The sequence below is a fragment of the Blastococcus sp. KM273129 genome, from assembly GCF_021698995.1.
Lineage (GTDB): Bacteria > Actinomycetota > Actinomycetes > Mycobacteriales > Geodermatophilaceae > Blastococcus.
In genome coordinates this window covers 75133-100765 of record NZ_SSXB01000006.1, presented here as the reverse complement: position 1 = coordinate 100765, position 25633 = coordinate 75133, and the positions used below count along the sequence as shown (strand labels likewise).

At 75.3% G+C, this 25633-nt stretch carries 22 protein-coding genes; 14 read left to right on the top strand and 8 right to left on the bottom strand.

Annotated features, from left to right (window positions below; translation table 11 throughout):
* Positions 1-37 precede the first annotated feature (37 nt).
* The 5 genes from E9565_RS03310 (at position 38) to E9565_RS03290 (ending at position 3102) form a co-directional block, all read left to right on the top strand.
* On the top strand, positions 38-739 hold the full coding sequence (locus E9565_RS03310) for a histidine phosphatase family protein (RefSeq protein WP_236834056.1): 702 nt from the start codon (positions 38-40) through the stop codon (positions 737-739).
* A gap of 60 nt (positions 740-799) precedes the next feature.
* Positions 800-1351 carry a DUF3090 family protein gene (locus tag E9565_RS03305; protein ID WP_236828657.1) on the top strand — a complete coding sequence of 184 codons (552 nt, stop codon included), beginning with the start codon at positions 800-802 and terminating at the stop codon, positions 1349-1351.
* Complete coding sequence (locus E9565_RS03300) at positions 1321-2100, top strand: SCO1664 family protein (RefSeq protein ID WP_236828658.1); 780 nt, start codon at positions 1321-1323, stop codon at positions 2098-2100. The genes E9565_RS03305 and E9565_RS03300 overlap by 31 nt, the downstream gene beginning before the upstream one ends.
* 113 nt (positions 2101-2213) lie before the next feature.
* On the top strand, positions 2214-2600 hold the full coding sequence (locus E9565_RS03295; RefSeq protein WP_236828659.1) for a VOC family protein: 387 nt from the start codon (positions 2214-2216) through the stop codon (positions 2598-2600).
* Positions 2601-2631: 31 nt separating this feature from the next.
* On the top strand, positions 2632-3102 hold the full coding sequence (locus E9565_RS03290; RefSeq protein WP_236828660.1) for an SAM-dependent methyltransferase: 471 nt from the start codon (positions 2632-2634) through the stop codon (positions 3100-3102).
* Positions 3103-3114: 12 nt separating this feature from the next.
* Here the strand turns inward: E9565_RS03290 and E9565_RS03285 are convergent, their stop codons facing one another.
* Positions 3115-3831, bottom strand: a complete 717-nt coding sequence (locus E9565_RS03285) for a maleylpyruvate isomerase family mycothiol-dependent enzyme (protein WP_236828661.1) — start codon at positions 3829-3831, stop codon at positions 3115-3117.
* Positions 3832-3937: 106 nt separating this feature from the next.
* On the opposite strand from E9565_RS03285, the gene mshC reads away from it, so the two are divergent.
* Together mshC and E9565_RS03275 are read left to right on the top strand one after the other, a co-directional pair.
* Complete coding sequence (mshC, locus tag E9565_RS03280; RefSeq protein ID WP_236828662.1) at positions 3938-5191, top strand: cysteine--1-D-myo-inosityl 2-amino-2-deoxy-alpha-D-glucopyranoside ligase; 1254 nt, start codon at positions 3938-3940, stop codon at positions 5189-5191.
* Complete coding sequence (locus tag E9565_RS03275; RefSeq protein ID WP_236828663.1) at positions 5188-6228, top strand: HD domain-containing protein; 1041 nt, start codon at positions 5188-5190, stop codon at positions 6226-6228. The genes mshC and E9565_RS03275 overlap by 4 nt, the downstream gene beginning before the upstream one ends.
* Here E9565_RS03275 and E9565_RS03270 read toward each other — a convergent pair.
* From E9565_RS03270 to E9565_RS03260, 3 genes are all read right to left on the bottom strand, one after another.
* Positions 6126-8036: a tetratricopeptide repeat protein gene (locus tag E9565_RS03270; RefSeq protein WP_236834055.1), complete on the bottom strand. Its 1911-nt coding sequence runs from the start codon at positions 8034-8036 to the stop codon at positions 6126-6128. The genes E9565_RS03275 and E9565_RS03270 overlap by 103 nt on opposite strands.
* Positions 8037-8147: 111 nt before the next feature.
* Positions 8148-8369: a 4-oxalocrotonate tautomerase family protein gene (locus tag E9565_RS03265; protein WP_236828665.1), complete on the bottom strand. Its 222-nt coding sequence runs from the start codon at positions 8367-8369 to the stop codon at positions 8148-8150.
* A 280-nt stretch (positions 8370-8649) separates the two neighbouring features.
* A complete protein-coding gene (locus E9565_RS03260; RefSeq protein ID WP_236833490.1) occupies positions 8650-9519 on the bottom strand; it encodes a PAC2 family protein in 870 nt (289 codons plus the stop codon).
* 214 nt (positions 9520-9733) lie between these two features.
* Here E9565_RS03260 and metH point away from each other — a divergent pair, with 214 nt between their 5' ends.
* Positions 9734-13528, top strand: a complete 3795-nt coding sequence (gene metH / locus E9565_RS03255) for a methionine synthase (RefSeq protein ID WP_236834054.1) — start codon at positions 9734-9736, stop codon at positions 13526-13528.
* A 67-nt stretch (positions 13529-13595) separates the two neighbouring features.
* On the opposite strand, the gene E9565_RS03250 is transcribed toward metH, so the two are convergent.
* Positions 13596-14933: a copper resistance D family protein gene (locus tag E9565_RS03250; RefSeq protein WP_236834053.1), complete on the bottom strand. Its 1338-nt coding sequence runs from the start codon at positions 14931-14933 to the stop codon at positions 13596-13598.
* A 17-nt stretch (positions 14934-14950) separates the two neighbouring features.
* Positions 14951-15541: a copper resistance CopC family protein gene (locus tag E9565_RS03245; protein WP_236834052.1), complete on the bottom strand. Its 591-nt coding sequence runs from the start codon at positions 15539-15541 to the stop codon at positions 14951-14953.
* A gap of 286 nt (positions 15542-15827) precedes the next feature.
* Here E9565_RS03245 and E9565_RS03240 point away from each other — a divergent pair, with 286 nt between their 5' ends.
* Both E9565_RS03240 and E9565_RS03235 read left to right on the top strand, forming a co-directional pair.
* Positions 15828-16598, top strand: a complete 771-nt coding sequence (locus E9565_RS03240; RefSeq protein ID WP_236827567.1) for a hypothetical protein — start codon at positions 15828-15830, stop codon at positions 16596-16598.
* Positions 16599-16678: 80 nt separating this feature from the next.
* Positions 16679-17362: a class F sortase gene (locus tag E9565_RS03235; RefSeq protein ID WP_236827565.1), complete on the top strand. Its 684-nt coding sequence runs from the start codon at positions 16679-16681 to the stop codon at positions 17360-17362.
* A 25-nt stretch (positions 17363-17387) separates the two neighbouring features.
* On the opposite strand, the gene E9565_RS03230 is transcribed toward E9565_RS03235, so the two are convergent.
* Positions 17388-18383 (bottom strand): GGDEF domain-containing protein, encoded by a 996-nt coding sequence (locus E9565_RS03230; RefSeq protein WP_236834051.1) that lies wholly within the window; start codon positions 18381-18383, stop codon positions 17388-17390.
* 233 nt (positions 18384-18616) lie between these two features.
* Between E9565_RS03230 and E9565_RS03225 the strand changes: the two genes are divergently transcribed.
* A complete protein-coding gene (locus E9565_RS03225) occupies positions 18617-19318 on the top strand; it encodes an HAD family phosphatase (protein ID WP_236827563.1) in 702 nt (233 codons plus the stop codon).
* A gap of 39 nt (positions 19319-19357) precedes the next feature.
* Here the strand turns inward: E9565_RS03225 and E9565_RS03220 are convergent, their stop codons facing one another.
* Positions 19358-20302, bottom strand: a complete 945-nt coding sequence (locus E9565_RS03220; protein ID WP_236834050.1) for a PD-(D/E)XK nuclease family protein — start codon at positions 20300-20302, stop codon at positions 19358-19360.
* Positions 20303-20396: 94 nt separating this feature from the next.
* Between E9565_RS03220 and E9565_RS03215 the strand changes: the two genes are divergently transcribed.
* The 3 genes from E9565_RS03215 to arc all read left to right on the top strand — a co-directional run bounded on the left by E9565_RS03215 (position 20397) and on the right by arc (position 25623).
* Positions 20397-21320 (top strand): tRNA (adenine-N1)-methyltransferase, encoded by a 924-nt coding sequence (locus E9565_RS03215; protein WP_308113112.1) that lies wholly within the window; start codon positions 20397-20399, stop codon positions 21318-21320.
* Positions 21321-21342: 22 nt separating this feature from the next.
* Positions 21343-23670 carry a hypothetical protein gene (locus E9565_RS03210; protein WP_236834049.1) on the top strand — a complete coding sequence of 776 codons (2328 nt, stop codon included), beginning with the start codon at positions 21343-21345 and terminating at the stop codon, positions 23668-23670.
* Positions 23671-23847: 177 nt separating this feature from the next.
* Positions 23848-25623: a proteasome ATPase gene (gene arc / locus E9565_RS03205; RefSeq protein ID WP_236834048.1), complete on the top strand. Its 1776-nt coding sequence runs from the start codon at positions 23848-23850 to the stop codon at positions 25621-25623.
* Positions 25624-25633: the final 10 nt, after the last annotated feature.

Here is a 25633-nt window from a genome sequence, read left to right as displayed (position 1 = left end):
GGCCGGGGGACGCCCCGGCACCGCCTACGCTCGCCCGGTGACCACCGTCATCCTCCTGCGGCACGGACGCAGCACCGCGAACACGGGCGGGGTGCTCGCCGGCTGGACCCCCGGCGTCGAGCTCGACGAGACCGGGCAGGCCCAGGTGCGGGCGGTGGGGGAGCGGCTGGCGCAGGTGCCGCTGGCCGCCGTCGTCAGCAGCCCGCTGGAGCGGTGCCGGCAGACCGCCGGCGCGCTCCTCGCCGGGCGTGACCTGGAGCTGGCCACCGACGACCGCCTCGGTGAGGCCCGCTACGGCGACTGGACCGGAAGGCCGCTCAAGGAGCTGGCCAAGGAGCCGCTGTGGAAGGTGGTCCAGCAGCACCCCTCGGCCGCCGTCTTCCCGGGCGCGGAGGGGGAGGGGCTGGCCCAGACCCAGGCACGGGCCGTCGCCGCCGTCCGCGAGTGGAACGCCCGGCTCGGGCCGGACGCGGTCTGGCTGGCCTGCAGCCACGGCGACGTCATCAAGGCGGTGCTCGCCGACGCCCTCGGGCTGCACCTCGACCAGTTCCAGCGCATCGTCGTCGACCCGGCGTCGATCTCGGTCGTCACCTACACCGAGACCCGCCCGTTCGTGGTGCGGATCAACGACACCGGCGGCGACGTCGCCGCGCTGGTCCCGCCCCCGCGCAAGGGCCGGCGCCGGCGCCGGGCGGGTTCCGACGCCGTCGTCGGCGGCGGGGCGGGCGCGACCGCCTGACCCCGTCCGCGGCGCACGGCGCGCGGGAGGCGGGGTCGTCCCACCGCGTAACCTGGGCGCGTGCCCCGCCAGGTCCATCTCTTCGATCGCCCCAGCCGGTTCGTCGCGGGGACGGTGGGGCAGCCGGGGGACCGCACGTTCTACCTCCAGGCCACCGACGACACCGGGCGCACGGTCAGCGTCGCGCTGGAGAAGAACCAGGTGCAGGTGCTGGCCGACCGGATGAACGACCTGCTCGACGAGGTCAGCGGCCGGGCCGGCACGGTCATCCCGCGGGAGGCCGACGTCGACGACCTCGAGCCGCTCACCGCGCCGGTCGACGAGGAGTTCCGCGTCGCCGCGATGGGCCTGGCCTGGGACGGCACCGAGGAGGCCGTCGTCGTCGAGGCCGTGGCCGCCGGCGAGGAGCCGATCGAGGAGGACGTGATCCTCTCCGACAGCGAGGAGGGACCCGACGCCCTGCGCGTGACCATCACCCCCCTGGCCGCGCGCGCGTTCGTCGCCCGCGCCCGCCGGGTGGTGGCCGCCGGTCGCCCCTCGTGCCCGCTGTGCTCGCTCCCGCTGGACCCCGTGGGCCACGTGTGCCCCCGGCAGAACGGCTACCGCCGCTGAGCGGGGACCCCGCCGAGGACGTCGTCCTCCGGCCGCCCGCCGGGGACGAGGAGGCGCGGCACCTGCTGGTCGAGGGCGAGATCGACCTCGAGGGCCGCATGCTCGACGCGTCGAACGTCACCCTGGTCGGCAGCATCCGGTGCGGCGACGTGGTCGCCGAGTGCGTCTACAAGCCGGTGGCGGGGGAGCGGCCGCTGTGGGACTTCCCCGACGGCACCCTCGCCGGCCGGGAGATCTCGGCCTACCTCGTGTCGGAGGCGACCGGCTGGCGGGTCGTCCCGCCCACGGTGCTGCGCGAGGGTCCGTTCGGCCCCGGGATGGTGCAGCTGTGGGTGGACGGCGACGAGACGGTCGACCTGGCCGCCTTCGTGCGCCGCGACGACCCGGCGCTGCGCCGCATGGCCGTGTTCGACGCGGTGGTGAACAACGCCGACCGCAAGGGCGGGCACATCATCCCGGTGCCCGGTGGCCACGTGCACGGCGTCGACCACGGCATCTGCTTCTCCGTGGACCCCAAGCTGCGCACCCTGCTGTGGCGCTGGGCCGGCAAGCCGCTGACCGGTGAGGCGGTCGAGGTGCTGGAGCGGCTCGGCGACGAGCTGCGCGGCGACCTCGGGGAGCAGCTGCACGAGCACCTGACGCGGACCGAGGTGCGCTGCACCCAGCGGCGGGTGGCCGAGCTGCTGCGGACCGGCCGCCACCCCGAGCCCAGCGGTGAGTGGCCCGCGCTGCCCTGGCCGCCCTTCTAGCGTTCTGCCGAGCGGGGGCCGGAGGCTCCCCGAGCCGTGCCGAGGAGCGGCTCGATGGCGGCCGGGACGGCACGTGGCTGCGGTCGGAGCCCGGAGGGCGGCAAAGATGAGGGATGCCGCATCGCAGCCGTCTGTCGATCCTGCTCCTCGACCTCCCGCCGGAGCACCACGCCGCGGGGACCGCCTTCTGGGCGGGTGCCACGGGCCGCACCGCGCAACCGGACGCCGAGGACGAGACGTGGGCGTCGCTCGGGTCGTTCGCCGGCGGCTGGCACGTGGAGGTCCAGCGGACCGGCGAGGGCACGCCACCGCGCTGGCACGTCGACGTGGAGACCGATGACATCCCGGCCGAGGTGGCCCGACTGGAGGCGCTCGGCGCCACCCGGCACCGGGACATGGGCTCCTTCTGGCAGCTGCTCGACCCGGCCGGCCTGGTGTTCTGCGTCGTCGGCGTCCAGACCGGGGACGAGTTCGACCGCCATGCGGTGACCTGGCCCTGACCTGCGCCGCGGTCGGTGCCAGGATGCCGGCATGCTCGTCGAACCCATCGGCACGGTCACCTCGGCGCGGGCGGAGCCGGTCGACGACGACTGGGACGCGGTCGCGGCGTCGATCACCCTCGACGCCGGGCGGTTCGGCCCGGAGGCGCTGGCCGGGCTCGACGAGTTCTCCCACGTCGAGGTGGTCTACCTCTTCGACCGCGTGGACCCGGCCGCGGTGCAGACCGGGGCTCGCCGGCCGCGCGGCAACCCCGGGTGGCCCGAGGTCGGCATCTTCGCCCAGCGGGGCAAGGGGCGCCCCAACCGGATCGGCGTCACGGTCTGCCGGCTCCTCGGGGTGGACGGTCGGACGCTGCGGGTGCGCGGCCTCGACGCGATCGACGGCACCCCGGTCCTGGACGTCAAGCCGTACATGGCCGAGTTCGGCCCGCGGGGCGAGGTGCGGCAGCCGGCCTGGTCCCACGAGCTCATGGCCGGGTACTGGTCGGCCGCGGGCACCTGAGCGGGCACCCCGTCATTCGAGGCGGACCAGGTCGATCATGGCGGCCGCCTGCAGCCCGTCGCCGTCGACGGTGAGCACCTCCAGCGGCACCCGCCGCCAGACGGCCAGCAGCAGGTCGCCGGCGGTCCCGGTGAGCGCGGCGATGGGGAAGGGCTTCGTGCCGGGGAAGAGGGTGCGCTCGGCGTCGGCGTCCACCGCGTGCAGGACGACGGGGTGCGCGTGCTCGGGCGGGCCGTCGGGGAGCGTGCCGGGGACCATGACCTCCAGCCACTCGTCCAGGCCGTCGAGCGCCACCGCGGTCGGGATGGGCCGCACGTCGCCGAGCACCTGCTCGACGTCGACGGTGTGCACGGTGGCCTCCTGCAGCTGCCGGCGCAGGACGAAGGCGACGTCCTTCCGCGGGGCCCAGGTCCACACCCGCTCCGCGGGGTCCGCGCCGGCCAGCGCCGCCTCCAGCTCCGCGCTCTGGGCGATCACGTAGCCCAGCAGCTCGTCGTCGGCGTGCCGCTCGGGCTCGACGTAGGCGGAGGGGTCCTGGGCCCGGGTGCGCACCACCCAGGCCCAGAAGTGCTGCACCTCGCCCAGGTGCCACACGAGGTCGGCCAGCGTCCAGTCCGGGCAGCCGGGGACACGGGCGCGCCAGCCGTGCGCGAGCACCGCCTCGGCGGCGGCGTCGGCGAACCGGGCGTCGACGCGCCGCAGGGCCGGCAGGTACTCGGAAAGCTCCATCGCTCCTCCTCGTGGACGCCGGGTGCGGTGCGCCGGCGCCTCCGACGTGATGACCCGCACGGGCGTGCGGGCAGGTGCCGTCGGACCACGCCTCTAGGCTCGTGCCGTGCTCTCCTGGCCCGCCCCGCTGCTGCCGACCCTGCCCGGCACCGGCCCCGTCCTCAAGGTCTACGACACCGCCCGCGGCGAGATCGTCGCGACGACGCCGGACCGGACGGCGCGGATGTACGTCTGCGGCATCACCCCCTACGACGCCACCCACCTCGGCCACGCGGCCACCTACCTGGCCTTCGACCTGGTCAACCGGGTGTGGCGCGACGCCGGCCACGCGGTCCACTACGTGCAGAACGTCACCGACATCGACGACCCGCTGCTCGAGCGCGCCGAGCGCGACGGCGAGGACTGGATCGTCCTGGCCATGCGCGAGACGGCGCTGTTCCGCGAGGACATGACGGCGCTGCGGGTGCTCCCGCCCGAGGACTACGTGGGCGCGGTGGAGTCGATCCCGCGGATCGTGGCGCACGTCGAGCGGCTGCTCGACGACGGGCTGGCCTACGTGCTCGACGACGGCACCGGCGACGTCTACCACGACGTCGCGCAGGCGCCCGGCTTCGGCACCGAGTCCGGCTACGACGAGGCCACGATGCTGACCTTCTTCGCCGAGCGCGGCGGCGACCCCGACCGGGCCGGCAAGCGCAACCGGCTGGACCCGATGCTCTGGCGCGGCGAGCGCCCCGGCGAGCCCGCGTGGCCCGGCCCGCGGGGTACGCGCGGACGCCCGGGCTGGCACGTCGAGTGCGCCACCATCGCGCTGGACACCATCGGCATGGGCTTCGACGTCCAGGGCGGCGGCAGCGACCTGGTCTTCCCGCACCACGAGTACTCCGCCGTCCACGCCGAGGCGCTCACCGCCACCAAGCCGTTCGCCCGGGCCTACGTGCACGCGGCGATGATCGGCCTGGACGGCGAGAAGATGAGCAAGAGCCGCGGCAACCTCGTCTTCGTCTCCCGGCTGCGCGGCGAGGGCGTCGACCCGATGGCCATCCGGCTGGCGCTGCTCTCGGGCCACTACCGCACCGACCGCGCCTGGACGGGGGACCTGCTCGCGGAGGCCGAGGAGCGGCTGGCCACCTGGCGGCTCGCTGCCGGCCGGGAGGCCGGAGCACCCGCCGGCCCCGTGCTGCACGGGCTGCGGGAGCGCCTCGCCGACGACCTCGACAGCCCGGGCGCGATCGCCCTGGTCGACGCCTGGGCCGCGCGCACGCTGGCCGGCGGGGAGGACCTCGAGGAGCACGCGCCGCAGGTGGTGGGCGACGCCGTGGATGCGCTCCTCGGCGTGGACCTGCAGGCCGGCTGGTGACCAGCGCCCCCGGCCCCTTCCGGCTGACCGACCGGGTGGCCCGCGAGCGGGCCGAGCAGCAGCTCGCACCCGCCGCCACGCGCGCGGCCGGCACCCGGGGGCGGGCCCGGCCCGAGCCCGAGGACGCGCTGCGCACCGCGTTCGAGCGCGACCGCGACCGCATCCTGCACGCCAAGGCGTTCCGCCGGCTCAAGCACAAGACGCAGGTCTTCCTCCACCCCGACGGCGACCACTTCGTCACCCGGCTCACCCACACGCTGCAGGTGACGCAGGTGGCCCGCTCGCTGGCGCGGGCGCTCGGGCTCAACGAGACGCTCGCCGAGGCGATCGCGCTCGGGCACGACGTCGGGCACTCGCCGTTCGGGCACATCGGGGAGGAGGCGTTCGACCCCTACGTGCCCGGCGGGTGGCACCACGCGGCGCAGGGGGTGCGGATCGTCGAGGTCCTCGAGGACCTCAACCTCACGTGGGAGGTGCGCGACGGCATCCGCGCGCACAGCTGGAAGATCGACCCGCCGCCGGACACCCGCGAGGCCGAGTGCGTGCGGTACGCCGACCGCATCGGCTACCTGTCCCACGATGCCCTGGACGCCGTCCGGGCCGGGGTGATCCGGGTGGCGGACCTGCCCGCCCAGGCCCTCGCCGTCTTCGGGCAGCCGGGCAGCGAGATGGTCGGGTCGATGATCGACGCCGTCGTCGCGGGGTCGATGGCCGACGGCGGCCGGGTCGTCATGGCCCCGGAGCCGCTGGCGGCCATGCACGAGCTGCGCGCCTTCATGTTCGCCCGCGTCTACGCCTCCGACGTCGCCGCGGGGCAGAAGCACCTCGCCATCGACGTCATCCGCCGGCTGGTCGACCACCACCTGGCCCACCCGGAGCTCATCCCGGCCAGCTACCGCGACACCGCGGCCGAGCCGCTGACCCAGGTCGTGGACTACGTCTCGGGGATGACCGACCGGTTCGCCCTCGCGACGCACGACCGGCTGTTCGACGCCGACGCCTCGGCCCAGATGCGCCCGCTGCTCACCGAGCGCTGACGGCCGGGAGCCGCTGCGACGGCCTCCTGCCGGGCGATGAGGTCGTGCAGGTCCGGGTCGTCGAGCCCGGCGGCGATCGCCCGGGCGGCCGCCACCCCGCCCCGGGAGCCGGCCCGGGCCCGGTGCAGGTGCGCCCGGGCGAGCAGGGGCCGCATGCTGCCGTGCGCAGCGATGCCGACCAGCCGGTCGATCCTCGCCCGGTCCGCCTGCCCGGTGCCCGCGGCGGCGGCGCAGGCGGTGTCCAGCAGCCGGGCGTGCGGCCAGAGGTACCACGGGGCGGGGGCCAGGCCCAGGTCGCACCAGCGCCGGGCCCGGTCCGGATCGCCCTCGGCCAGCGCGAGGCGGGCATGCCCGTGGGCGACCGTCGCCATCCAGCAGTGGTCGTCGCTCTCCGCGGCCAGCACCCAGGCGTGGTCGAGCAGGTCCCGTGCGGTGCCGGCATCCCCCAGCCCGATGGCGGCCTCCGCTCGGAACGCCTCCGGCCACGGCAGGAACGCCGGCCAGGAGTCGTCGGCGAGCAGCGCCAGGGCGCGGTCGAGGGCGGGCACCGCGCGGGCGTGGTCGCCGCGCAGCACGTGCACCCGCCCGGCCATCGCCAGCGACCACGCCTGCTGCCGGGTGTCGCCCGCCCGCGCGGCCCGGCCCAGCGACTCGTCCAGGCTGTGCAGCGCCCCGCCGTGGTCACCGCCGTCGGTGAGGCACATGCCGCGCACCCCGAGGGTCCGGGCGGTCTCGCCGTCCCCGTCGGTGGCACGCCGGGCCTCGTCCAGCCACACCAGGGCCCGGTCGTGCTGCCCCCGCTGCACGCCCAGGAAGCCCAGCTCCCGGCACGCCGCGGCGACCAGCTCGCCGGCCTCGGCCGTGCGCGCCAGCGCGGCCGCCTCGTGCAGGAGCCCGCGCACCTCGGAGCCGCGCTCGCCGGCGCCGTGGACCCGTGCGCCCGCCAGGGCCAGGAGGGCGCCGGCGCGGACCGCCGGATCGCCGACACCGGTCGCTGCGGCAGCGGCCCGCTGCAGCTGGTCCAGGCCGCGGTCGACGGCGCCGGCCCGCATCGAGGCCCGTCCGGCGTCGAGGTAGGAGCGCACCGCAGCGGCGCCGGCCACCGGGAGCCGCGGGGAGGTCACCGGCCGGGTGGCCGCGAGGACCTCGACCGGCGGGGCGCAGCCGAGCTCCCGGCGGAACAGCTCGGCGCACCGGACCGCCTGGCGGCGTGCCCCCGCGTGGTCCCCGGCCGCGCCGAGGCTGCGCACCAGGACCGCGTGGTGCCCGGGGTCGAGCGGGTCCAGGGCCACGGCCCGTGCGGCCAGCCGCGCCGCGACCCCCGCCGAGCCCCGGGCGAGCTGGTCGAGGGCGCACTCCACCAGCACCGTCCCGGTGCAGGTGCGGATCCGGCAGCGCTCCGCCGAGAGCCAGGCCTCGAACCCGGGCGCACCCGGCAGGCTCAGGCCCTCCAGGAGCTCCCGGCCGAACCCCGCCAGCTCCAGCGCCCGCGCGGACGGCCCGTCGGTGAGCTGCCGGACGTCGACGACGCTGCCGGGCGCGAGCCGGAGGGTCAGCGGATCGCCGTCCAGGGTGGCGGCGTCGCGGAGGACCCGCCGGAGCTCGCTGGTGTTCCAGCGCAGGGTGCCCGGCGGGTCCTGGGCCTCGGCGAAGAGCAGGTCCACCAGATGCCTCCGGGGGACCGGGCGGTCGGCCAGGGCGAGGTAGGCGAGCAGCGCCCACGCCTTGTTGCCCCGCGGCGGGGCGGCCGGGACGCCGTCCCGGACGAGGTGCGGCCGGCCCAGCAGGGCCACCGCGAGCCCGGCCATGGCCTCGCCTCCTCCGTCACCGGGACGGTAGCGGTCACGACGCCGGGGAGCGGGCGCCGACGAGCGCGATCCGGCGGCGGTCGCGGCCGGGCCGTCCCCGGCGCCGTGCCGTCACGCTCCGGCTGCGGCCAGGGACCGGACGTCGGCGGTCGTCAGGCACTTGCCGCCGATGCCCCAGTCGCCGCTGGCGACCTCCTCGACGACGACCCAGGTGACCCCGCGCATCGCCTCGCCCTCGATGGCGACCATCGCGTCGGTCAGCCGCTCGACGATGGCGTGCTTCTGGTCGGCCGTGAACACGCCCTCGATGACCTTGACGTTGACGAACGGCATGCTTCCTCCTCGGTCTGGCCGGCGGGGATGCCGGCAGGAGGAGGGTCCGGCCCCGGTGTGTGACGCCGCGTGTGACCGGCGGACGGCGGGCGACCTGACGCGTCGCGGTGTCGGCCGGTGCTCCGCGCCGTCGTCCCCACCGCTCGCACCCTCGCGGCAGACGCCGCCCGCCGAGCGCCGACCCGCTGTGCCGAGATCACGTGATCTCGGCGCATCCGGCCGTCCGATGTCCCGAGGTCGCGTGATGTCGGCGGGGGCGAGGGCGGGGCCGGGCGAGCGGTCAGGCTCCGCCGGCGGGGCCGCCGCGGCGGCGCAGGTAGCGCTCGAACTCGCGGGCGATCTGGTCGCCGTTGGCCTGGGAGAGGTCGACCTCGGTGGCCCGCTCCTCCAGCGAGCGCACGTACTCGACGACCTCGGCGTCCTCGCTGGCCATCTCGTCGACCGTCTTCACCCAGTCGTCGGCCTGCTGGGGCAGCGCGCCGAGCGGCACGGTGATCTCCAGGACCTCCTCGACCCGCTGCAGCAGGGCGACGGTGGCGCGCGGCGACGGCGGCTGGGAGACGTAGTGCGGCACGGCGGCCCAGAAGCTGATCGCCGGGAGCCCCGACTGCACGCAGGCGTCCTGGAAGACCCCGAGGATGCCGGTGGGGCCCTCGTAGCGGGAGGTCTCCAGCCCGTAGGCCCGGGCCGACTCGCCGTCGTAGGCCGACCCGGTGACCGGCGTGGGACGGGTGTGCGGGGTGTCGGCCAGCAGGGCACCGAGCGCGACGACGATCGAGGCGTCGAGCTCGTCGAGGATCTCCAGCAGCTCCTCGCAGAAGCTGCGCCAGCGCATGTTGGGCTCGATGCCGCGGATGAGCACGACGTCCCGGTCCAGCCCCTCGGGCCGCGCCACCGAGATGCGGGTGGTCGGCCACTCGACGCGCCGGCTCACCCCGCCGACCAGGGAGACCGTGGGCCGGTTGACCTGGAAGTCGTAGTAGTCCTCGGGGTCCAGGGCGGCCAGGGGCTTGGCGTCCCAGATCAGCTCCAGGTGCTCGACGGCCCCGGTGGCGGCGTCCCCGGCGTCGTTCCAGCCCTCGAACGCCACCACGACCACCGGGTCGGTGAGCTGCGGCAGGTCTTCTGCGTCGGGCTTCGGATCGATCACCTCTGCCAGCCTACGTCGATCCCGCCGTCCCGCCCGGCGCACGCCCGCGGTTCACCCACCGGCGGGGTCCCCGTCCGCGACGCCCGCTGCACCTCGGGTGCCCCGGGTGCGAGAATGGGCGCCGACATCGGGAACGCCCAGGCCTGGGCCAGCCCGCCGGGGTGACGGAGCGCGAGGCCCGCACGCCCATCCAGCAGAACCTCTGGGGATCACCGTGTCCGAGTCACCCGACCTCCGCCCCGATGCGACAGCGGCGCTCACCGCCCTGCTGCAGGAGCGGATCCTGGTGCTCGACGGCGCCATGGGAACGGCGATCCAGCGGGACCGCCCCGACGAGGCCGGTTACCGCGGGGAGCGCTTCGCCGACTGGCCCACCGACGTGCAGGGCAACAACGACCTGCTGAGCATCACCCGGCCCGAGCTGATCGCGGGCATCCACCGCGAGTACCTCGAGGCCGGAGCGGACCTCGTCGAGACCAACACCTTCAACGCGACCACGATCTCACTCGCCGACTACGGCATGCAGGACCTCGCCTACGAGCTCAACGTGGCCTCGGCCCGGCTGGCCCGCCGCGAGGCCGACGCGATGACCGCCCGGACGCCGGGGAAGCCCCGATACGTGGCCGGGGCCATCGGCCCGACCAGCCGCACGGCGTCGATCTCGCCCGACGTCAACGACCCGGGCGCCCGCAACGTCACCTTCGACGAGCTGGTCGCGGCCTACCTCGAGCAGGCGAAGGGTCTGGTCGACGGCGGCGCCGACGTCCTGCTGGTCGAGACCATCTTCGACACGCTCAACGCCAAGGCGGCGATCTTCGCGCTGGAGGAGCTGTTCGAGCAGGCGGGCCGGCGCTGGCCGGTCATGATCTCCGGCACGATCACCGACGCCTCGGGGCGGACCCTGTCGGGGCAGGTCACCGAGGCCTTCTGGCACTCCGTCCGGCACGTGCGGCCGCTGCTGGTGGGGCTGAACTGCGCGCTCGGCGCCGCGGAGATGCGCCCCTACGTCGCCGAGCTCTCCCGGGTCGCCGACACCTTCGTCTCCTGCTACCCGAACGCGGGGCTGCCCAACGCCTTCGGCGAGTACGACGAGTCGCCCGAGCAGACCGCGGCGATCGTCGCCGAGTTCGCCGAGGCCGGGTTCGTGAACCTCGTGGGGGGCTGCTGCGGCACCACCCCGCAGCACATCGCGGCGATCGCCCGGTCGGTGGAGGGCACGGCCCCGCGGACGCCGGCCGGGTCGCGCCCCGCGCTGCGGCTGTCCGGGCTCGAGCCGCTGGTGGTCACCGAGGAGTCGCTGTTCGTCAACGTCGGCGAGCGGACCAACATCACCGGGTCGGCGCGCTTCCGGAACCTCATCAAGGCCGGCGACTACCCGGCGGCCCTCGCCGTCGCCCGCCAGCAGGTGGAGGCCGGCGCCCAGGTCATCGACGTCAACATGGACGAGGGGATGATCGACGGCGTCGAGGCGATGGACCGCTTCACCAAGCTGATCGCCGCCGAGCCGGACATCTGCCGCGTGCCGACGATGATCGACTCGTCGAAGTGGGAGGTCATCGAGGCCGGGCTGAAGAACGTCCAGGGCAAGGCGATCGTCAACTCGATCTCGCTGAAGAACGGCGAGGAGGAGTTCGTCCAGCAGGCGGCGCTCTGCCGCAGGTACGGCGCAGCCGCCGTCGTCATGGCCTTCGACGAGCAGGGCCAGGCCGACACCCTCGAGCGGCGGATCGAGATCTGCCGGCGGGCCTACGACGTGCTCACCGAGCGGGTCGGCTTCCCCGCCGAGGACATCATCTTCGACCCGAACGTCTTCGCCGTCGCCACGGGGATCGAGGAGCACGCGCGCTACGGCCTGGACTTCATCGAGGCGACCCGCTGGATCAAGCAGCACCTGCCCGGCGCGCTGGTCTCCGGCGGGGTCTCCAACGTCTCGTTCTCCTTCCGCGGCAACAACCGGGTGCGCGAGGCGATCCACGCCGTCTTCCTGTTCCACGCGATCGCCGCCGGCATGGACATGGGCATCGTCAACGCCGGTGCGCTCGAGGTGTACGACGAGGTGCCCGCCGAGCTGCGGGAGCGGATCGAGGACGTCGTCCTCGCCCGCCGGCCCGACGCCACCGAGCGGCTGCTGGAGATCGCCGGCGACTACGCCGGCGACGGCGCGGCCAGGGAGATCGCCACCGAGGAGTGGCGCGCCCTCCCGGTGGGCGAGCGGATCACCCACGCCCTGGTCAAGGGCATCGACGCCCACGTCGAGGACGACACCGAGGAGCTCCGCCGGGAGATCTCCGCGCGCGGCGGGCGGCCCATCGAGGTCATCGAGGGCCCGTTGATGGACGGGATGAACGTCGTCGGCGACCTCTTCGGCGCCGGGAAGATGTTCCTGCCGCAGGTGGTGAAGTCCGCCCGGGTCATGAAGAAGGCCGTCGCCTACCTCATCCCGTTCATCGAGGCGGAGAAGCAGCCCGGCGATGCCCAGCGCAGCAACGGCAAGGTCGTCATGGCCACCGTGAAGGGCGACGTCCACGACATCGGCAAGAACATCGTCGGCGTCGTCCTGCAGTGCAACAACTACGACGTCGTCGACCTCGGGGTCATGGTGCCGGGGCAGCGGATCCTGGACGCCGCCAAGGAGGCGGGCGCCGACATCATCGGGCTCTCCGGGCTGATCACCCCCTCGCTGGACGAGATGGTGGGCCTGGCCTCGGAGATGGAGCGGCAGGGCTTCGAGATCCCGCTGCTCATCGGCGGCGCCACCACCTCGCGGGCGCACACCGCCGTGAAGGTGGCGCAGAAGTACCACGGCCCGGTGATCTGGGTGAAGGACGCCTCGCGGTCGGTGCCCGTCGTCGCCGCGCTGCTCTCGGACGAGCAGCGGCCGGTGCTGCTGGCCGAGACCGCGGCCGACTACGCGGCGCTGCGGGAGCGGCACGCCGCCCGCCAGGACAGCCGCAGCCTGCTGCCGCTGGCCCAGGCGCGCGCCGCCGCGACGCCGGTGGACTGGAGCGGTTACACCCCGCCGCGGCCGCGGATGCTGCTGCAGCAGGCCAGGGACGTCTGCGAGGGTCCGGCCTGCGCGCTGGGGGAGGTCACCCAGTTCGTGCGGCACTTCCACGACTACCCGCTGGCCGAGCTGCGGGAGTACATCGACTGGCAGCCGTTCTTCAACGCGTGGGAGATGCGCGGCCGGTTCCCCGACATCCTGCACAACCCGGCGACCGGGGAGGCCGCCCGCCGGCTGCACCAGGACGCCCAGGCGATGCTCGACCGGATCGTCGACGAGCGGTGGCTGCGGGCCAGCGGCGTCTTCGGGCTGTTTCCGGCCAACCGGGTCGGCGGCGAGGACATCGAGGTCTACGCCGACGAGTCCCGCACCGCCGTCCGGGCGACGCTGCACCAGCTGCGCCAGCAGACCGAGGGCCGCGACGGCTCGCCGCGCAAGTCCCTCGCCGACTTCGTGGCGCCGAAGGAGACCGGCCTGCGCGACTACGTCGGGGCCTTCGCGGTGACCGCCGGGCTGGGCTCGGCCGAGCGGGTGGCGGCGTTCAAGAAGGACAACGACGACTACAGCGCGATCATGCTCGAGGCGCTGGCCGACCGGCTGGCCGAGGCCTTCGCCGAGCGGCTGCACGAGCGGGTCCGCCGGGAGTTCTGGGGCTACGCCACCGACGAGTCGCTGGACAACGAGGCGCTGATCGCGGAGAGGTACCGCGGCATCCGCCCGGCGCCGGGCTACCCGGCGTGCCCGGAGCACACCGAGAAGCTGACCATCTGGGACCTGCTCGACGTCGAGGCCGCCACCGGCATCCAGCTCACCGAGAGCCTGGCCATGTGGCCCGGCGCCGCGGTGAGCGGCCTCTACCTCGCCCACCCGCAGGCCCGGTACTTCGTGCTCGGCCGGGTCGGCCGCGACCAGGTCGAGGACTACGCCGCCCGCAAGGGGTGGACCGTCGCCGAGGCCGAGCGGTGGCTCTCGCCCAACCTGGGCTACCGCACCGAGGACGACTGAGGGACCCGGGTCCCCTCGCCCTTCGCAGGCTCAGGGCGGGCCTCTGGACCCGGGCCGTCCTATCGCCTCACCGGACGAGGAGGACGTCGGCGAACGCGGGGGAGTGGCGGCTGGAGAAGGGGTGGGCGCCGGGTTCGGCGGGGGCCGGGAAGGTGGTCAGCGTCCCGGCGGGGACGACGACGTCGAAGGACCCGTCGGCCGCGGTGAGCGTGACCTCCGAGGCGGACGAGTTGAGGACGCTCACCCGGGCCCCCGGCGCGACCGGGCCGGCGACGTGGAAGCGCGCGTCGTCGACGAGCACCCCCACCGACAGCTCGCCGTGGTCGTGCCCGGCCATCGGGTCGGCACCCGCCGCCGGGGCGGCGGTGGACGCGGCCGCGTGCCCGGCGCCCGCCGGCGGCGGTGAGGCCGCCAGCGCGAGGGCCAGCGCCACCGTCGCCAGCATCAGCACGACCTCGCCGGCCGCGAACCGGCGGAACTCCCGGCCGTCACCGGCGTGCAGCCGGGGGAGGGTGTGCCGGCGGTGCAGCGCGCCGAGGACGCCGAGAACGGTCAGCCCGGCGGCCTTGGCCAGCAGCAGGGCGCCGTAGCCGGTGCCCAGTGCCGCCAGCGTGCCGGCGCTCCCGCCGAGCAGCAGCCCCGCGGCGAGCGCCCCCGAGGCGCTGACGGCGAGGAAGCAGACCAGCGCCAGGCGGCTGAACCGGGGCGCCGCCACCCGCGCCGCCGCTCCGTGGGGGGCGTGGACGAGGAGGGCCAGCAGCCCGCCCACCCACGCGGTCGCCGCGACGACGTGGACACCGAGGGTCGTGACCGCCAGGAGGTGGTCCTCCGCCGCGGCGGAGTGACCGGAGAGCGCGACCGGGACGACCAGCGCGGCACCCGCCACGAGCAGCAGCGAGACCGCGGCCGGGACGCCGGCGCACCGGCGCGCGGCCACCCCGACCAGCCCGGCGAGCGCCACCACCAGCAGCGCGGCGCGTCCCGCGCCGGTGTCCTCGAGGAAGACGCGCAGCGGGGCCCAGGTGAGTGCGGCGGGGGCGACCCCGAGCAGCCGGCTCACGGTGAGCAGCGCCCCCAGGGCCGCCGCCGCGGCCCAGACCAGCGCCCAGGACGACGCCGCGCGCAGCGCCCGGAGGGACTCCGCCGGCAGCCCGTCCCGGCCGGGGAGCAGGACGGCGGCGAGCAGCAACGAGCCGACCGTGCCCACCGCGGCCACCCGCCCGACGAGGGTGACCAGCGGCTGCCCCCACTCGACCAGCGCGCCGGCGCCCGCCGACGGGTCCGCGTCCGGTGCCCCGCCGGCGGCCACCAGGGCCCCGGCCAGCAGCGCGATGAGGCCCGCGGCGAGGAGCGCGAACCCGACCCGCGGGGACCGGCCGCGGGTACCCGGCGTGCGCACCGGCACGACGGGCACGGTGCCCGTCACCGGCGCCCGCGCTGCCGGCCCACGAGGAGGACGCCGAGCCCGACCACGGCGACCGCGCCCACGGCGACCCAGATCCCGGCGACCGGGGCGCCCGAGGACGCCGGCCCCACGTCCTGGACCGCAGCCGCGGGCGAGGGCGCGACGGGCTCGGGTGCGGGCGCGGCGGGGGCCGGCGGCTCGGCGGCGGGCGTGCTCGGGGCGGCGACGGCGAAGTCGAAGGAGCCCGTCAGCGCGTGCCCGTCGGAGGAGGTGCTGCGCCACCGGACGTGGTAACCACCGGCCGGCAGCTCGGCGGCGAGCGCCTGGACGACCGTCGTGCCCCGGATCTCCGGGTCCCCCGCGGAGACGACGGCACCGGCGGCGTCCGTCACCTCCACGAGGGTGCCGAGGGGGAGCGGTGCCCCCGTGAACGCCACCTCGACCGTGGCCGGGGGCGCGGGGACGGTGGTCCCGGCCGCCGGGGTGGTGCCCACCAGGCCGTCGTGCGCCAGCGCGGCCGGAGCCGCACCGAGGAGGAGGACGCCGGCCAGCACGGTGAGCAGGAGCGCCGTCCGCCTCGGCCGGCGGACCTGTCGCGAAGCGGTCATGCCCGTCCTTCGTTCCCAGCCGGGTTTCCGGATCCCCGGGCGCGACCAGCCTCCGGCACCGTCCCGTCTCGGTCGGCCACCACCCGCGGGTGCACGGCCTCCCCAGAAGCGGGGTGAACCGATCCGCGGCCGGCCTCCGAATGCAGGTCGTGCAGCGAGCCGCCGGGAGACCGGCGCTGCTGCCCAGGTCCCCGGAACGGGACCACGGCCGGTGCAGAGCGCACCGGCCGGCACGAGGGTGGACGGTCGCCGGCCGCCGCCTCTCTCCGACCACGAGGAGCACACCTTGCGCAAGGCACTCGCACTCCCGACCGTCGCCCTGGCCGCCGCGGCCTTCCCCTTGCTGGCCGTCTCCACCGCCTCGGCGCACGAGGGCACGCACAGCTACCAGGCCGACCTCGCCGCGCTGAACGCGTCCGGTGTCACGGGCACCGGCATGGTGACGCTGGACGGCAGCACCGCGACCGTCATGATCGAGGCCACGGGGCTGCTCGCCGGTTCGCCGCACGCCCAGCACGTCCACATCGGCGCCCAGGGCGCGTGCCCGACCGACGCCGACGACGAGAACGGGGACGGCTTCGTCAGCGTCACCGAGGGCGCCCCCTACTACGGGGCGATCGGGTCGTCGCTGACCACGACCGGTGACACCGGTCCGGACAGCGGTCTGGCCATCGACAGGTTCCCGACCGCCGAGGGTGGCTCGATCAGCTACGAGCGGACGTTCGAGGTCACCGACGACGTCCACCAGGCGTTCGAGGACGGCACCGCCGTCCTCGTGCTCCACGGCGTGGACGCCGACGGTTCGGGCGCCTACGACGGCGACGTCATGAGCGATCTGGACCCGGCGCTGCCCATGGAGGCCACCGCCCCGGCCGCGTGCGGTGCGTTCGAGGCCGCCCAGACGGGTGCCGCTCCGGCGGGCGGTGCCGAGACCGGCGCCGGCGGCACGGCCGGCACCGAGAACCAGGCGGCCATCGGCGTGGGGGCCCTGGCCGCGGCCGGTGCCGTCGCCGCGGGCACCGTCGCCTACCGCCGTCGTCAGGCCGGCCAGGCCTGACCCGGCTGCGGGCCGCGCGGGGGCAGCACGCCCCGGCGCGGCCCGCACCCCGCCCATCAGCACCCCCGGAAGGACCTCCCGTGACCGAGCAGGACACCCGCCGACCCAGCCCCCGCCGGTGGGTCGCGCTCGCCGCCGGCCTGGCCCTCGTCGCCGTCGTGGCCGTGGTCGTGGCCGTGACCGGGCAACGGCAGGCACCCCAGCCGGCGGTGGCCGGGGGTCCCGCACCGGCCGCACCCTCGTCGGCCTCCGCACCGGCCGGCCCGCAGGCGCCGGCCGCCGGACCGCCGGCGGACAGCGTGGCCGAGCCGGTCTCGGTGCGCGTCCCCGCCATCGACGTGACCAGCGACCTGCTGCGGCTCGGCCTGGACGACGACGGCGCCGTCGAGGTCCCGCCGCTCGGCCCCGACGACCGGGCCGGCTGGTACGAGCGCGGACCGGCTCCCGGCGCGGTGGGCCCGGCGGTGCTGCTCGGCCACGTGGACTCCGCCGAGCACGGGCCGGGCGTCTTCTTCGACCTGGGTGCCCTGCAGCCCGGCGACGAGATCGAGGTGGCCCGCGCCGACGGCACGGTCGCCGTCTTCGCCGTCGACCGGGTGGAGCGCCACGCGAAGGACGACTTCCCGACCCTCGAGGTCTACGGCGACACCCTCGACGCGCAGTTGCGGCTGATCACCTGCGGCGGGGACTTCGACTCCTCCGCCCGCAGCTACGAGGACAACGTGATCGCCTTCGCCACCCTCGTGGGGACCCGAGCCGCCTGATCAGCTCCGCCGGGCCGGCCGGCGGTCACCGGGACGCGGCGGCCTCGGGGGAGTCGTCGCTGTGCAGCGCCGCCGCGCCGCGGCCGCCGGCCTTCACCCGGTAGAGCGCCAGGTCGGCGCGGCGCATGAGCTGGGCGGCGGTGTCGCCGGGGCTGCGCTCGGCGACGCCGGCGGAGACGCCGACCTCGGGCACGAGCGCGCACAGGTGCCGGACCAGCGCGAGCGCCGCGGTGCCGTCCAGGCCGGGGAGCAGGAGGGCGAACTCGTCGCCGCCGTGGCGGGCCAGCAGGGCTCCGGCGGGCAGCGCCGGCCACCAGCTCCCGGCGACCCGGCGCAGCAGGTGGTCGCCGGCCTCGTGCCCGTCGGTGTCGTTGATCTGCTTGAAGTGGTCGAGGTCGAGCAGCGCCGCGGACAGCGCGACGTCGGGGCGGCGGGTGTGCTCACCGAGCGCCTCGTCGAAGGCCCGCCGGTTGGCCAGCCCCGTGAGGGAGTCGCTGCCCGCATCGGAGGCGCGCAGGACCAGCGCCCGGGTGACGCAGGCCAGGGTGCTCACGACGACCGCCAGGGCCGCGGCGGTCACGGCCGACGCGTCACCGCGGAGCAGCAGCGCACCCGTGGTGACGCCGACGACGGTCGAGACGTGCGCCACGGCCACCCGGCGGTCGGCGAAGAAGCAGGCGATGACGCCGACGAACGCGCTGATCGACGCGCAGATGACAGCGGTGGCGGCATCGGGCGAGAGGACGACGACGGTGCCGATGAGGCAGCTGCCCGCCGTCACCAGCCCGCCGAGGACCACCCGCGGGGGCACGACGTCCCAGCGGAAGATCCCAGCGCCCACCACCACGGCGAGCAGGCCGATCCCGGCGACCAGCCAGCGGCTCCCGGGGTGGTCGCTCCCGCCGCCCGCGGCCAGCACGGCCGTGCTCCCGCCGGCGACGTAGAAGAGCGCCAGCGTCCGGGCCATCACCCGCGGCGAGGTGACGTCCCGCGGGAACGGCTCGGCCGGCACTGCGCTCACCCGGTCCCCATCGGTGCCCGCCCGGAGCTGCTGGAGCGATCCCGGCCGGTCTGCCCCCGACGAGGGGGTCGGCTGCGGGGCACCGTCCGTCCCGGTCCGGCGGGCTGGGAGACTGGCACCCGCGGAACACCCACCGCGTGGACGCCTGCCGGGGACGGTCGAGGCCTCGTCCACCCGTCCCCGCCGTGCGCCTCGCGCACCCGGGGCCCACCGCGAAGGAACGTCGCAGCCTGATGCCGAACGAGCTCGCCGCCGTCCTGTTCGACATGGACGGCACCCTGGTGCAGACCGAGGAGTACTGGGGCGAGGCGATGTTCGAGCTCGCCGCATCGCTGGGCGGCCGCATGTCGCCCGAGGCGCGCGCACGGACGGTCGGGACGAGCATGCGCCGCTCGATGCAGGTGCTGCACGCCGACCTGGGACTCCTCCGCACCGAGGAGCAGCTGCAGGCCGACGCCCGGTGGGTGGAGGAGCGGGTAGCCGAGCTCATGGGCGCCGGGATCACCTGGCAGCCGGGAGCCCGGGACCTGGTGGCGGCGGTCCGGGCCGCGGGGCTGCGCGCCGCCCTGGTGACGACGACGCCGCGCCGGCTCGCCGACATCGTGCTGGGCCGCATCGCGGCCGACCTGGGCGGCAGCCCCTTCGACGTCACCGTGTGCGGCGACGAGGTCCCCGCCCGCAAGCCCGACCCGGCGCCCTACCTCCAGGCGGCCGCCGCGCTGGACGTGGTGCCGTCCGCCTGCGTGGTGGTCGAGGACTCGCTGGTCGGCGTCACCGCCGGGCTGGCCGCCGGGATGGCGGTGCTCGGGGTGCCGGCGATGCAGCCGGTGCCGCCCGCGCCCGGGCTCACGCTGGTGGAGACGCTGACCGGTATCGGCGTGGACGAGCTGGCGGAGGTGCTGGCGGCGGCGCCGGTCGAGCTCGCCGAGCGCTGACGCGCCCCGCGGGCCGCAGCCCGGACCGGCCGGCCGGAGTCACACCGGGGTGACCGGCAGCGTCGTCCGCCAGCCGGCCGCCGCAGCGGCGTCGGCCGGGAACGGCGGGGGAGTGCCACCGAACTCCGGGCACAGCGCCTGGTGGTCGCACCAGCCGCACAGCCGGCTCTTGTTCGGCCGGAACTCGCCGGTGGCCACCGCCCGCTCGATGGCCGACCAGATGGCCAGGAGGGTCCGCTCGAAGCGGACCAGCTCCGCCTCCTCCGGCGCGTAGGTCAGCGCGTCGCCGTCGCCGAGGTAGAGCAGCTTCAACTGCGCGGCGACGACCCCGCGGGTGCGCCACAGCACCAGCGCGTAGAACTTCATCTGGAACAGCGCCTTGGACTCGAACGCCTCGCGCGGCATGGAGCCGGTCTTGTAGTCGACCACCCGCAGCGCACCGTTCGGGGCGACGTCCAGCCGGTCGACGTAGCCGCGCAGCAGCAGCCCGTCGGGCAGGGTGACCTCGACGAGCTCCTCGCGGCCGGCCGGCTGGATGCGGCGCGGGTCCTCCAGCGCGAAGTACTTCTCGACCAGCTTCCCGGCCGAGGCCAGCCAGGCCGCCACGGACTCCGGGGCGTTGGCGTCGCTCTCGGCGCCGTCCTCCTGCCCGGTCTCGAAGAGCTCGGCGATGCCCGGCTCGTCCCGCAGTTCGGCCCAGGCCGGCTCCACCAGCTCCAGGGCGCTCTCGGGGGTGCGCTGCGCCGGGGGCAGGTCGTAGAGGCGCTCCAGCACCGAGTGGACGAGCGTGCCGCGGACGGCCGCGAGGCTCTTGCGCTCGGGCAGGCGGTCGATGGTGCGGTAGCGGTACAGCAACGGGCAGGTCTTGAAGTCCGCCGCGCGGCTGGGGGAGAGGGAGGGGCGGCGCGGGGCGGCCTCCTCGGCCGGCGCGACCGCTGCCGCGGAGCCGTCGGTCGTCGGGTCGGTCTGCACCATCGCCGTCATGGTCCCGAGGCTAGGTGGCCCCTCCGACAGTTCGGAGCGCCCGCGCCGCATCGGCGTCCGGGGTCGGGGGACGCCGTCCGTAGGCTGACCGCCCGTGACCAGTGAGCAGGAGCCCGGGACCGACGTCGTCGACGAGGCGCCGACCGCGCCGGAGGACGCGCCCGGGGAGGTCCCCGCGCAGCGGGCCGAGCCCGTCGAGGGCGCGTTCGCGGCCGGCGACCGGGTGCAGCTGACCGACCCCAAGGGCCGGTTGCACACGATCGTCCTGACGCCCGGGAAGCAGTTCCACACCCACCGCGGCGCGATCGAGCACGACGACCTCATCGGGGCGCCGGAGGGATCGGTGGTCCACTCGACGGCCAACACCGGCTACCTGGCGCTGCGGCCGCTGCTGGCCGACTACGTGCTCTCCATGCCCCGGGGCGCCCAGGTCATCTACCCGAAGGACGCCGCCCAGATCGTCGGCTTCGGCGACGTCGGGCCGGGGATGCGGGTGCTGGAGGCCGGCGCCGGGTCGGGCGCCCTGAGCTGCTCGCTGCTGCGCGCCGTCGGCTCCGAGGGCTCGCTCACCAGCTACGAGCGGCGCGAGGACTTCCTCGACGTGGCGCGGGCCAACGTCGGCGCCTTCTTCGGGGAGGTGCCGGCCAACTGGAGCCTGCGGCAGGGCGACCTGGCCGACCACCCGGCCGAGGAGGTCGTCGACCGCGTCGTGCTCGACATGCTGGAGCCCTGGGCGGTGCTGCCCACGGTCGCCGCGGCGCTGCGCCCGGGCGGCGTGCTGGTCGGCTACGTGGCGACGGTGACCCAGCTGTCCACCTACGTGGAGGCGCTGCGCGCGCAGGGGGTGTGGACCGAGCCCTACGCCTGGGAGAGCCTGCTGCGGCCGTGGCACGCCGTCGGCCTGGCCGTCCGCCCCGAGCACCGCATGGTCGCCCACACCGCGTTCCTCGTCACGGCGCGCCGCCTGGCCGAGGGCACGGTCGCCCCGGTGCGGCAGCGCCGCGCGCAGAAGCACTGACCCGCCCGGGAGGAGACCAGCCGTGACCGACCCCGCGCCCGGCGCCGCGCGCCCCGACGCCCCGGACGACGCCGCCCTGCGGGAGATCGAGCAGCGGGTGCTGTGGCTGGCGACGGCGATCGTCGACCACGCCAACCGCGTCCGGCCCAACCCCTCGGGCCTCAAGGTCGGCGGTCACCAGGCGTCCAGCGCCTCGATGGTCACGATCATGACGGCGCTGTGGCTGGAGCAGCTGACCGCCGAGGACCGCGTCTCGGTCAAGCCGCACGCCAGCCCGGTGCTGCACGCCCTGGAGTTCCTGCTCGGGCAGCTCGACGCCTCGTGGCTGACCACGCTGCGCGAGTTCGGCGGCCTGCAGTCCTACCCGTCCCGGCTGAAGGACCCCGTCCCGGCCGACTACTCGACCGGCTCGGTCGGCATCGGGGCCACCGCGCCGATCTGGGGGGCGCTGGCCCGCCGCTACGTCAACACGCAGTTCGGCGCGGGCGGCACCGGGCGCCAGTGGTCGCTGGTCGGCGACGCCGAGCTCGACGAGGGCGCCGTCTGGGAGGCCGTGCTCGACCCGATGGTCGCCGAGCTCGGCGAGGTGAACTGGGTCGTCGACCTCAACCGGCAGTCGCTGGACCGGGTCGTCCCCACCATGGGCGCCACCCGGCTGCAGGGCATGTTCACGGCGGCCGGCTGGCAGGTGCTCACCGTCAAGTACGGGCGGCTGCTCGAGGAGCTGTTCACCCGGCCCGGCGGCGCGGAGCTGCGCGACCGGATCGACGGCATGAGCAACGCCGAGTACCAGCGGCTGCTGCGCCGCACCGCCGACGAGGTCCGCCGCGAGCTGCCGGGGGAGGGGCCGGGGGCGGCCGCGGTCTCCGGGCTGGTCGCCGACGTCCCCGACGCCGACCTGCTCGCCGCGGTGCGCAACCTCGGCGGCCACGACCTGACCGCGCTGCGGGCGGCCTTCGCGCAGATCGACGACACCCGCCCCACCGTCGTCATCGCCTACACGCTCAAGGGCTACGGCCTGGCCACCGAGGGCCACCCGCAGAACCACTCCGCGCTGCTCACCGAGGCCCAGCTGCACGAGCTCGCCGCTCGCGTCGGCGTCGACCCGGCCGAGCCGTGGGCCGGCTTCCCGCCCGGCAGCGCTCCGGCCACGCTGCTCGCCGGCGCCGCCGCGCGCCTGGCCCGCCCCCCGGTCGACGACGGCGGCGCACCGGCCGTCCCCGTCGACCTGGGCCGCACCCCCTCGGGGACGGCGACGACGCAGGCGGCGCTGGGGCGCACGCTGCTCGACCTCAACCGGGCCGCGCCGGAGGTGGGCCGGCGGGTGGTCACCGTCAGCCCCGACGTGTCCAGCTCGACCAACCTCGGCGGCTGGGTCAACAAGGTCGGCGTCTGGTCCCACGAGGACCGCCGCGACTGGTTCGCCGACGACGCCGAGACGATCCTGCACTGGCGCGAACGGCCCTCGGGCCAGCACGTGGAGCTCGGCATCGCCGAGACCAACCTCGTCGGCGCCATCGGCGAGCTCGGGGCGACCTGGTCGCGGTGGGGGCAGCCGCTGCTGCCGATCGGCGTCCTCTACGACCCGTTCGTCGAGCGGGCGCTGGAGCCGTGGTCGTTCACCATCTACGCCGGCGGCCAGTCGCTGCTGGTCGGCACCCCGTCCGGGGTGACGCTGGCGCCCGAGGGCGGCGCCCACCAGTCGATCACGACCCCGTCGATCGGCCTGGAGCAGCCCGGCTGCCTGTCCTACGAGCCCGCGTTCGCCCTCGACACGGAGTGGTGCCTGCTCGCGGCGCTCGGCCGGATGGGCCGGCCGGGCGGGCAGTCGGCCTACGTGCGGCTCTCCACCCGCCCGGTCGACCAGGCGCTCGCCGCCGTCCCGGCCGACCCGGCCGCCCGCGAGCGGCGACGTCGCCAGGTGGTCGCCGGCGCCTACCCGCTGCGACGGGTGCCCCGCCCGGCGGTCACGCTGGCCGCGATGGGCGCGGTCGTCCCGGAGGCGCTGGCGGCCGCCGAGCGGCTCGACGGGCTGGGCTTCCCGGCCGACGTCGTCGTCCTGACCAGCCCGGGGCTGCTGTTCCGGGCCGCGCAGGCCCGGCGGGGGCTCGACGAGGCGTCGCCGTGGGTGCTCGACAGCGTCTTCCCGGCCGACCGCGCCACCCCGCTGGTCACCGTCCTCGACGGGCACCCGCACACGCTGGCGTTCCTCGCCGGCGTCCGGGGCGCACCGGCCGCGCACCTGGGCGTGACCCGCTTCGGGCAGAGCGGTGACCTGGACAGCGTGTACCGGTACCACGGTCTGGACGTCGACTCGCTGGTCGGCGCGGCGCTCGACCTGGTCGACTGAGGGGACGTGCCGTCCGCCGGCGCACCGGCGCGGGCACCGACCCCTCGCGCGGCACCCGTGGCGGCGTCCCGCAAGTGCCGTTAGCAGGCGGTCGCGACCTCCGCGAGCCCACGGCGAACTGTCCGCCCGCGTGTATAGATTTGCGTCCTGGCTCCCCCGACAGTGCGGAGGTGCGTGATGGGCCTGGGTCCTGACGAGCTGAAGGCGCGGCGTGAGCGTGACGTCGCCTCGCTGCTCAGCCAGATCTCCTACCTCGAGGAGGAGGTCGGCCTGCTCCGCCGCAAGGTGGCCGACAGCCCGCGCCAGGTGCGCGCGCTGGAGGAGCGGATCGCCGAGGCGGAGGGCCGGGCGGCCTTCCTCTCCGAGCGCAACGACAAGCTGGCCGGCACGCTGCGGGACGCCCGCGAGCAGCTGGTCACGCTGAAGGAGGAGGTCGACCGGCTGGGCCAGCCCCCGTCGGGCTACGGCGTCTTCCTCACCTCCTACGAGGACGGCACGGTCGACGTCTTCACCGGCGGCCGCAAGCTGCGGGTCTCCGTCTCGCCCAACGTCGAGGTGGAGGGCCTGCGCGCCGGGCAGGAGGTCATGCTCAACGAGGCGATGAACGTGGTCGAGGCGCGCGACTTCGAGCGCCAGGGCGACGTCGTCATGCTCAAGGAGCTGCTCGAGCCGGTCGACGGCGTCACGCCGCGCGCGCTGGTCATCGGGCACACCGACGAGGAGCGCGTCGTCTACCTCGCCGACTCGCTCACGGGGCAGCCGCTGCGCGTCGGCGACTCCCTGCTGCTGGAGAGCCGGTCGGGCTACGCCTACGAGCGGATCCCCAAGAGCGAGGTCGAGGAGCTCGTCCTCGAGGAGGTCCCCGACATCGACTACGCGGACATCGGCGGCCTCTCCCGGCAGATCGAGCAGATCCGCGACGCCGTCGAGCTGCCGTTCCTGCACGCCGACCTGTTCCGCGAGTTCCAGCTGCGCCCGCCGAAGGGGATCCTGCTCTACGGCCCGCCCGGGTGCGGCAAGACGCTCATCGCCAAGGCGGTGGCCAACTCGCTGGCCAAGAAGGTCGCCGCGGTGCGCGGCGAGGGCGTGAACCAGGCCAAGTCCTACTTCCTGAACATCAAGGGCCCCGAGCTCCTGAACAAGTACGTCGGGGAGACCGAGCGGCACATCCGCCTGGTGTTCCAGCGCGCCCGCGAGAAGGCCAGCGAGGGCACGCCGGTCATCGTGTTCTTCGACGAGATGGACTCGATCTTCCGCACCCGCGGCTCGGGGGTCTCCTCCGACGTCGAGTCGACGATCGTGCCGCAGCTGCTCAGCGAGATCGACGGCGTCGAGGGGTTGGAGAACGTCATCGTCATCGGCGCCTCCAACCGGGAGGACATGATCGACCCGGCGATCCTGCGCCCCGGCCGGCTCGACGTGAAGATCAAGATCGAGCGGCCCGACGCCGAGGCCGCCCGCGACATCTTCAGCAAGTACCTGGTGCCCGACCTGCCGCTGCACGCCGACGACCTGGCCGAGCACGGCGGCAACCGGGAGTCGACGATCGCCGGGATGATCCAGAGCACCGTCGAGCGGATGTACACCGAGAGCGAGGAGAACCGCTTCCTCGAGGTCACCTACGCCAACGGTGACAAGGAGGTCCTCTACTTCAAGGACTTCAACTCCGGCGCCATGCTGCAGAACATCGTCGACCGCGCGAAGAAGATGGCGATCAAGGAGCGGCTGGAGACGGGCACCGGCGGGCTGCGCGTCGGCCACCTCATGCAGGCGTGCCTCGACGAGTTCAAGGAGAACGAGGACCTGCCCAACACGACCAACCCGGACGACTGGGCCCGGATCTCGGGCAAGAAGGGCGAGCGGATCGTCTACATCCGCACGCTGATCAGCGGGAAGGGCAACGAGGCCGGCCGCGCCATCGACACGGCCACCAACACCGGCCAGTACCTCTAGCCACGACGCC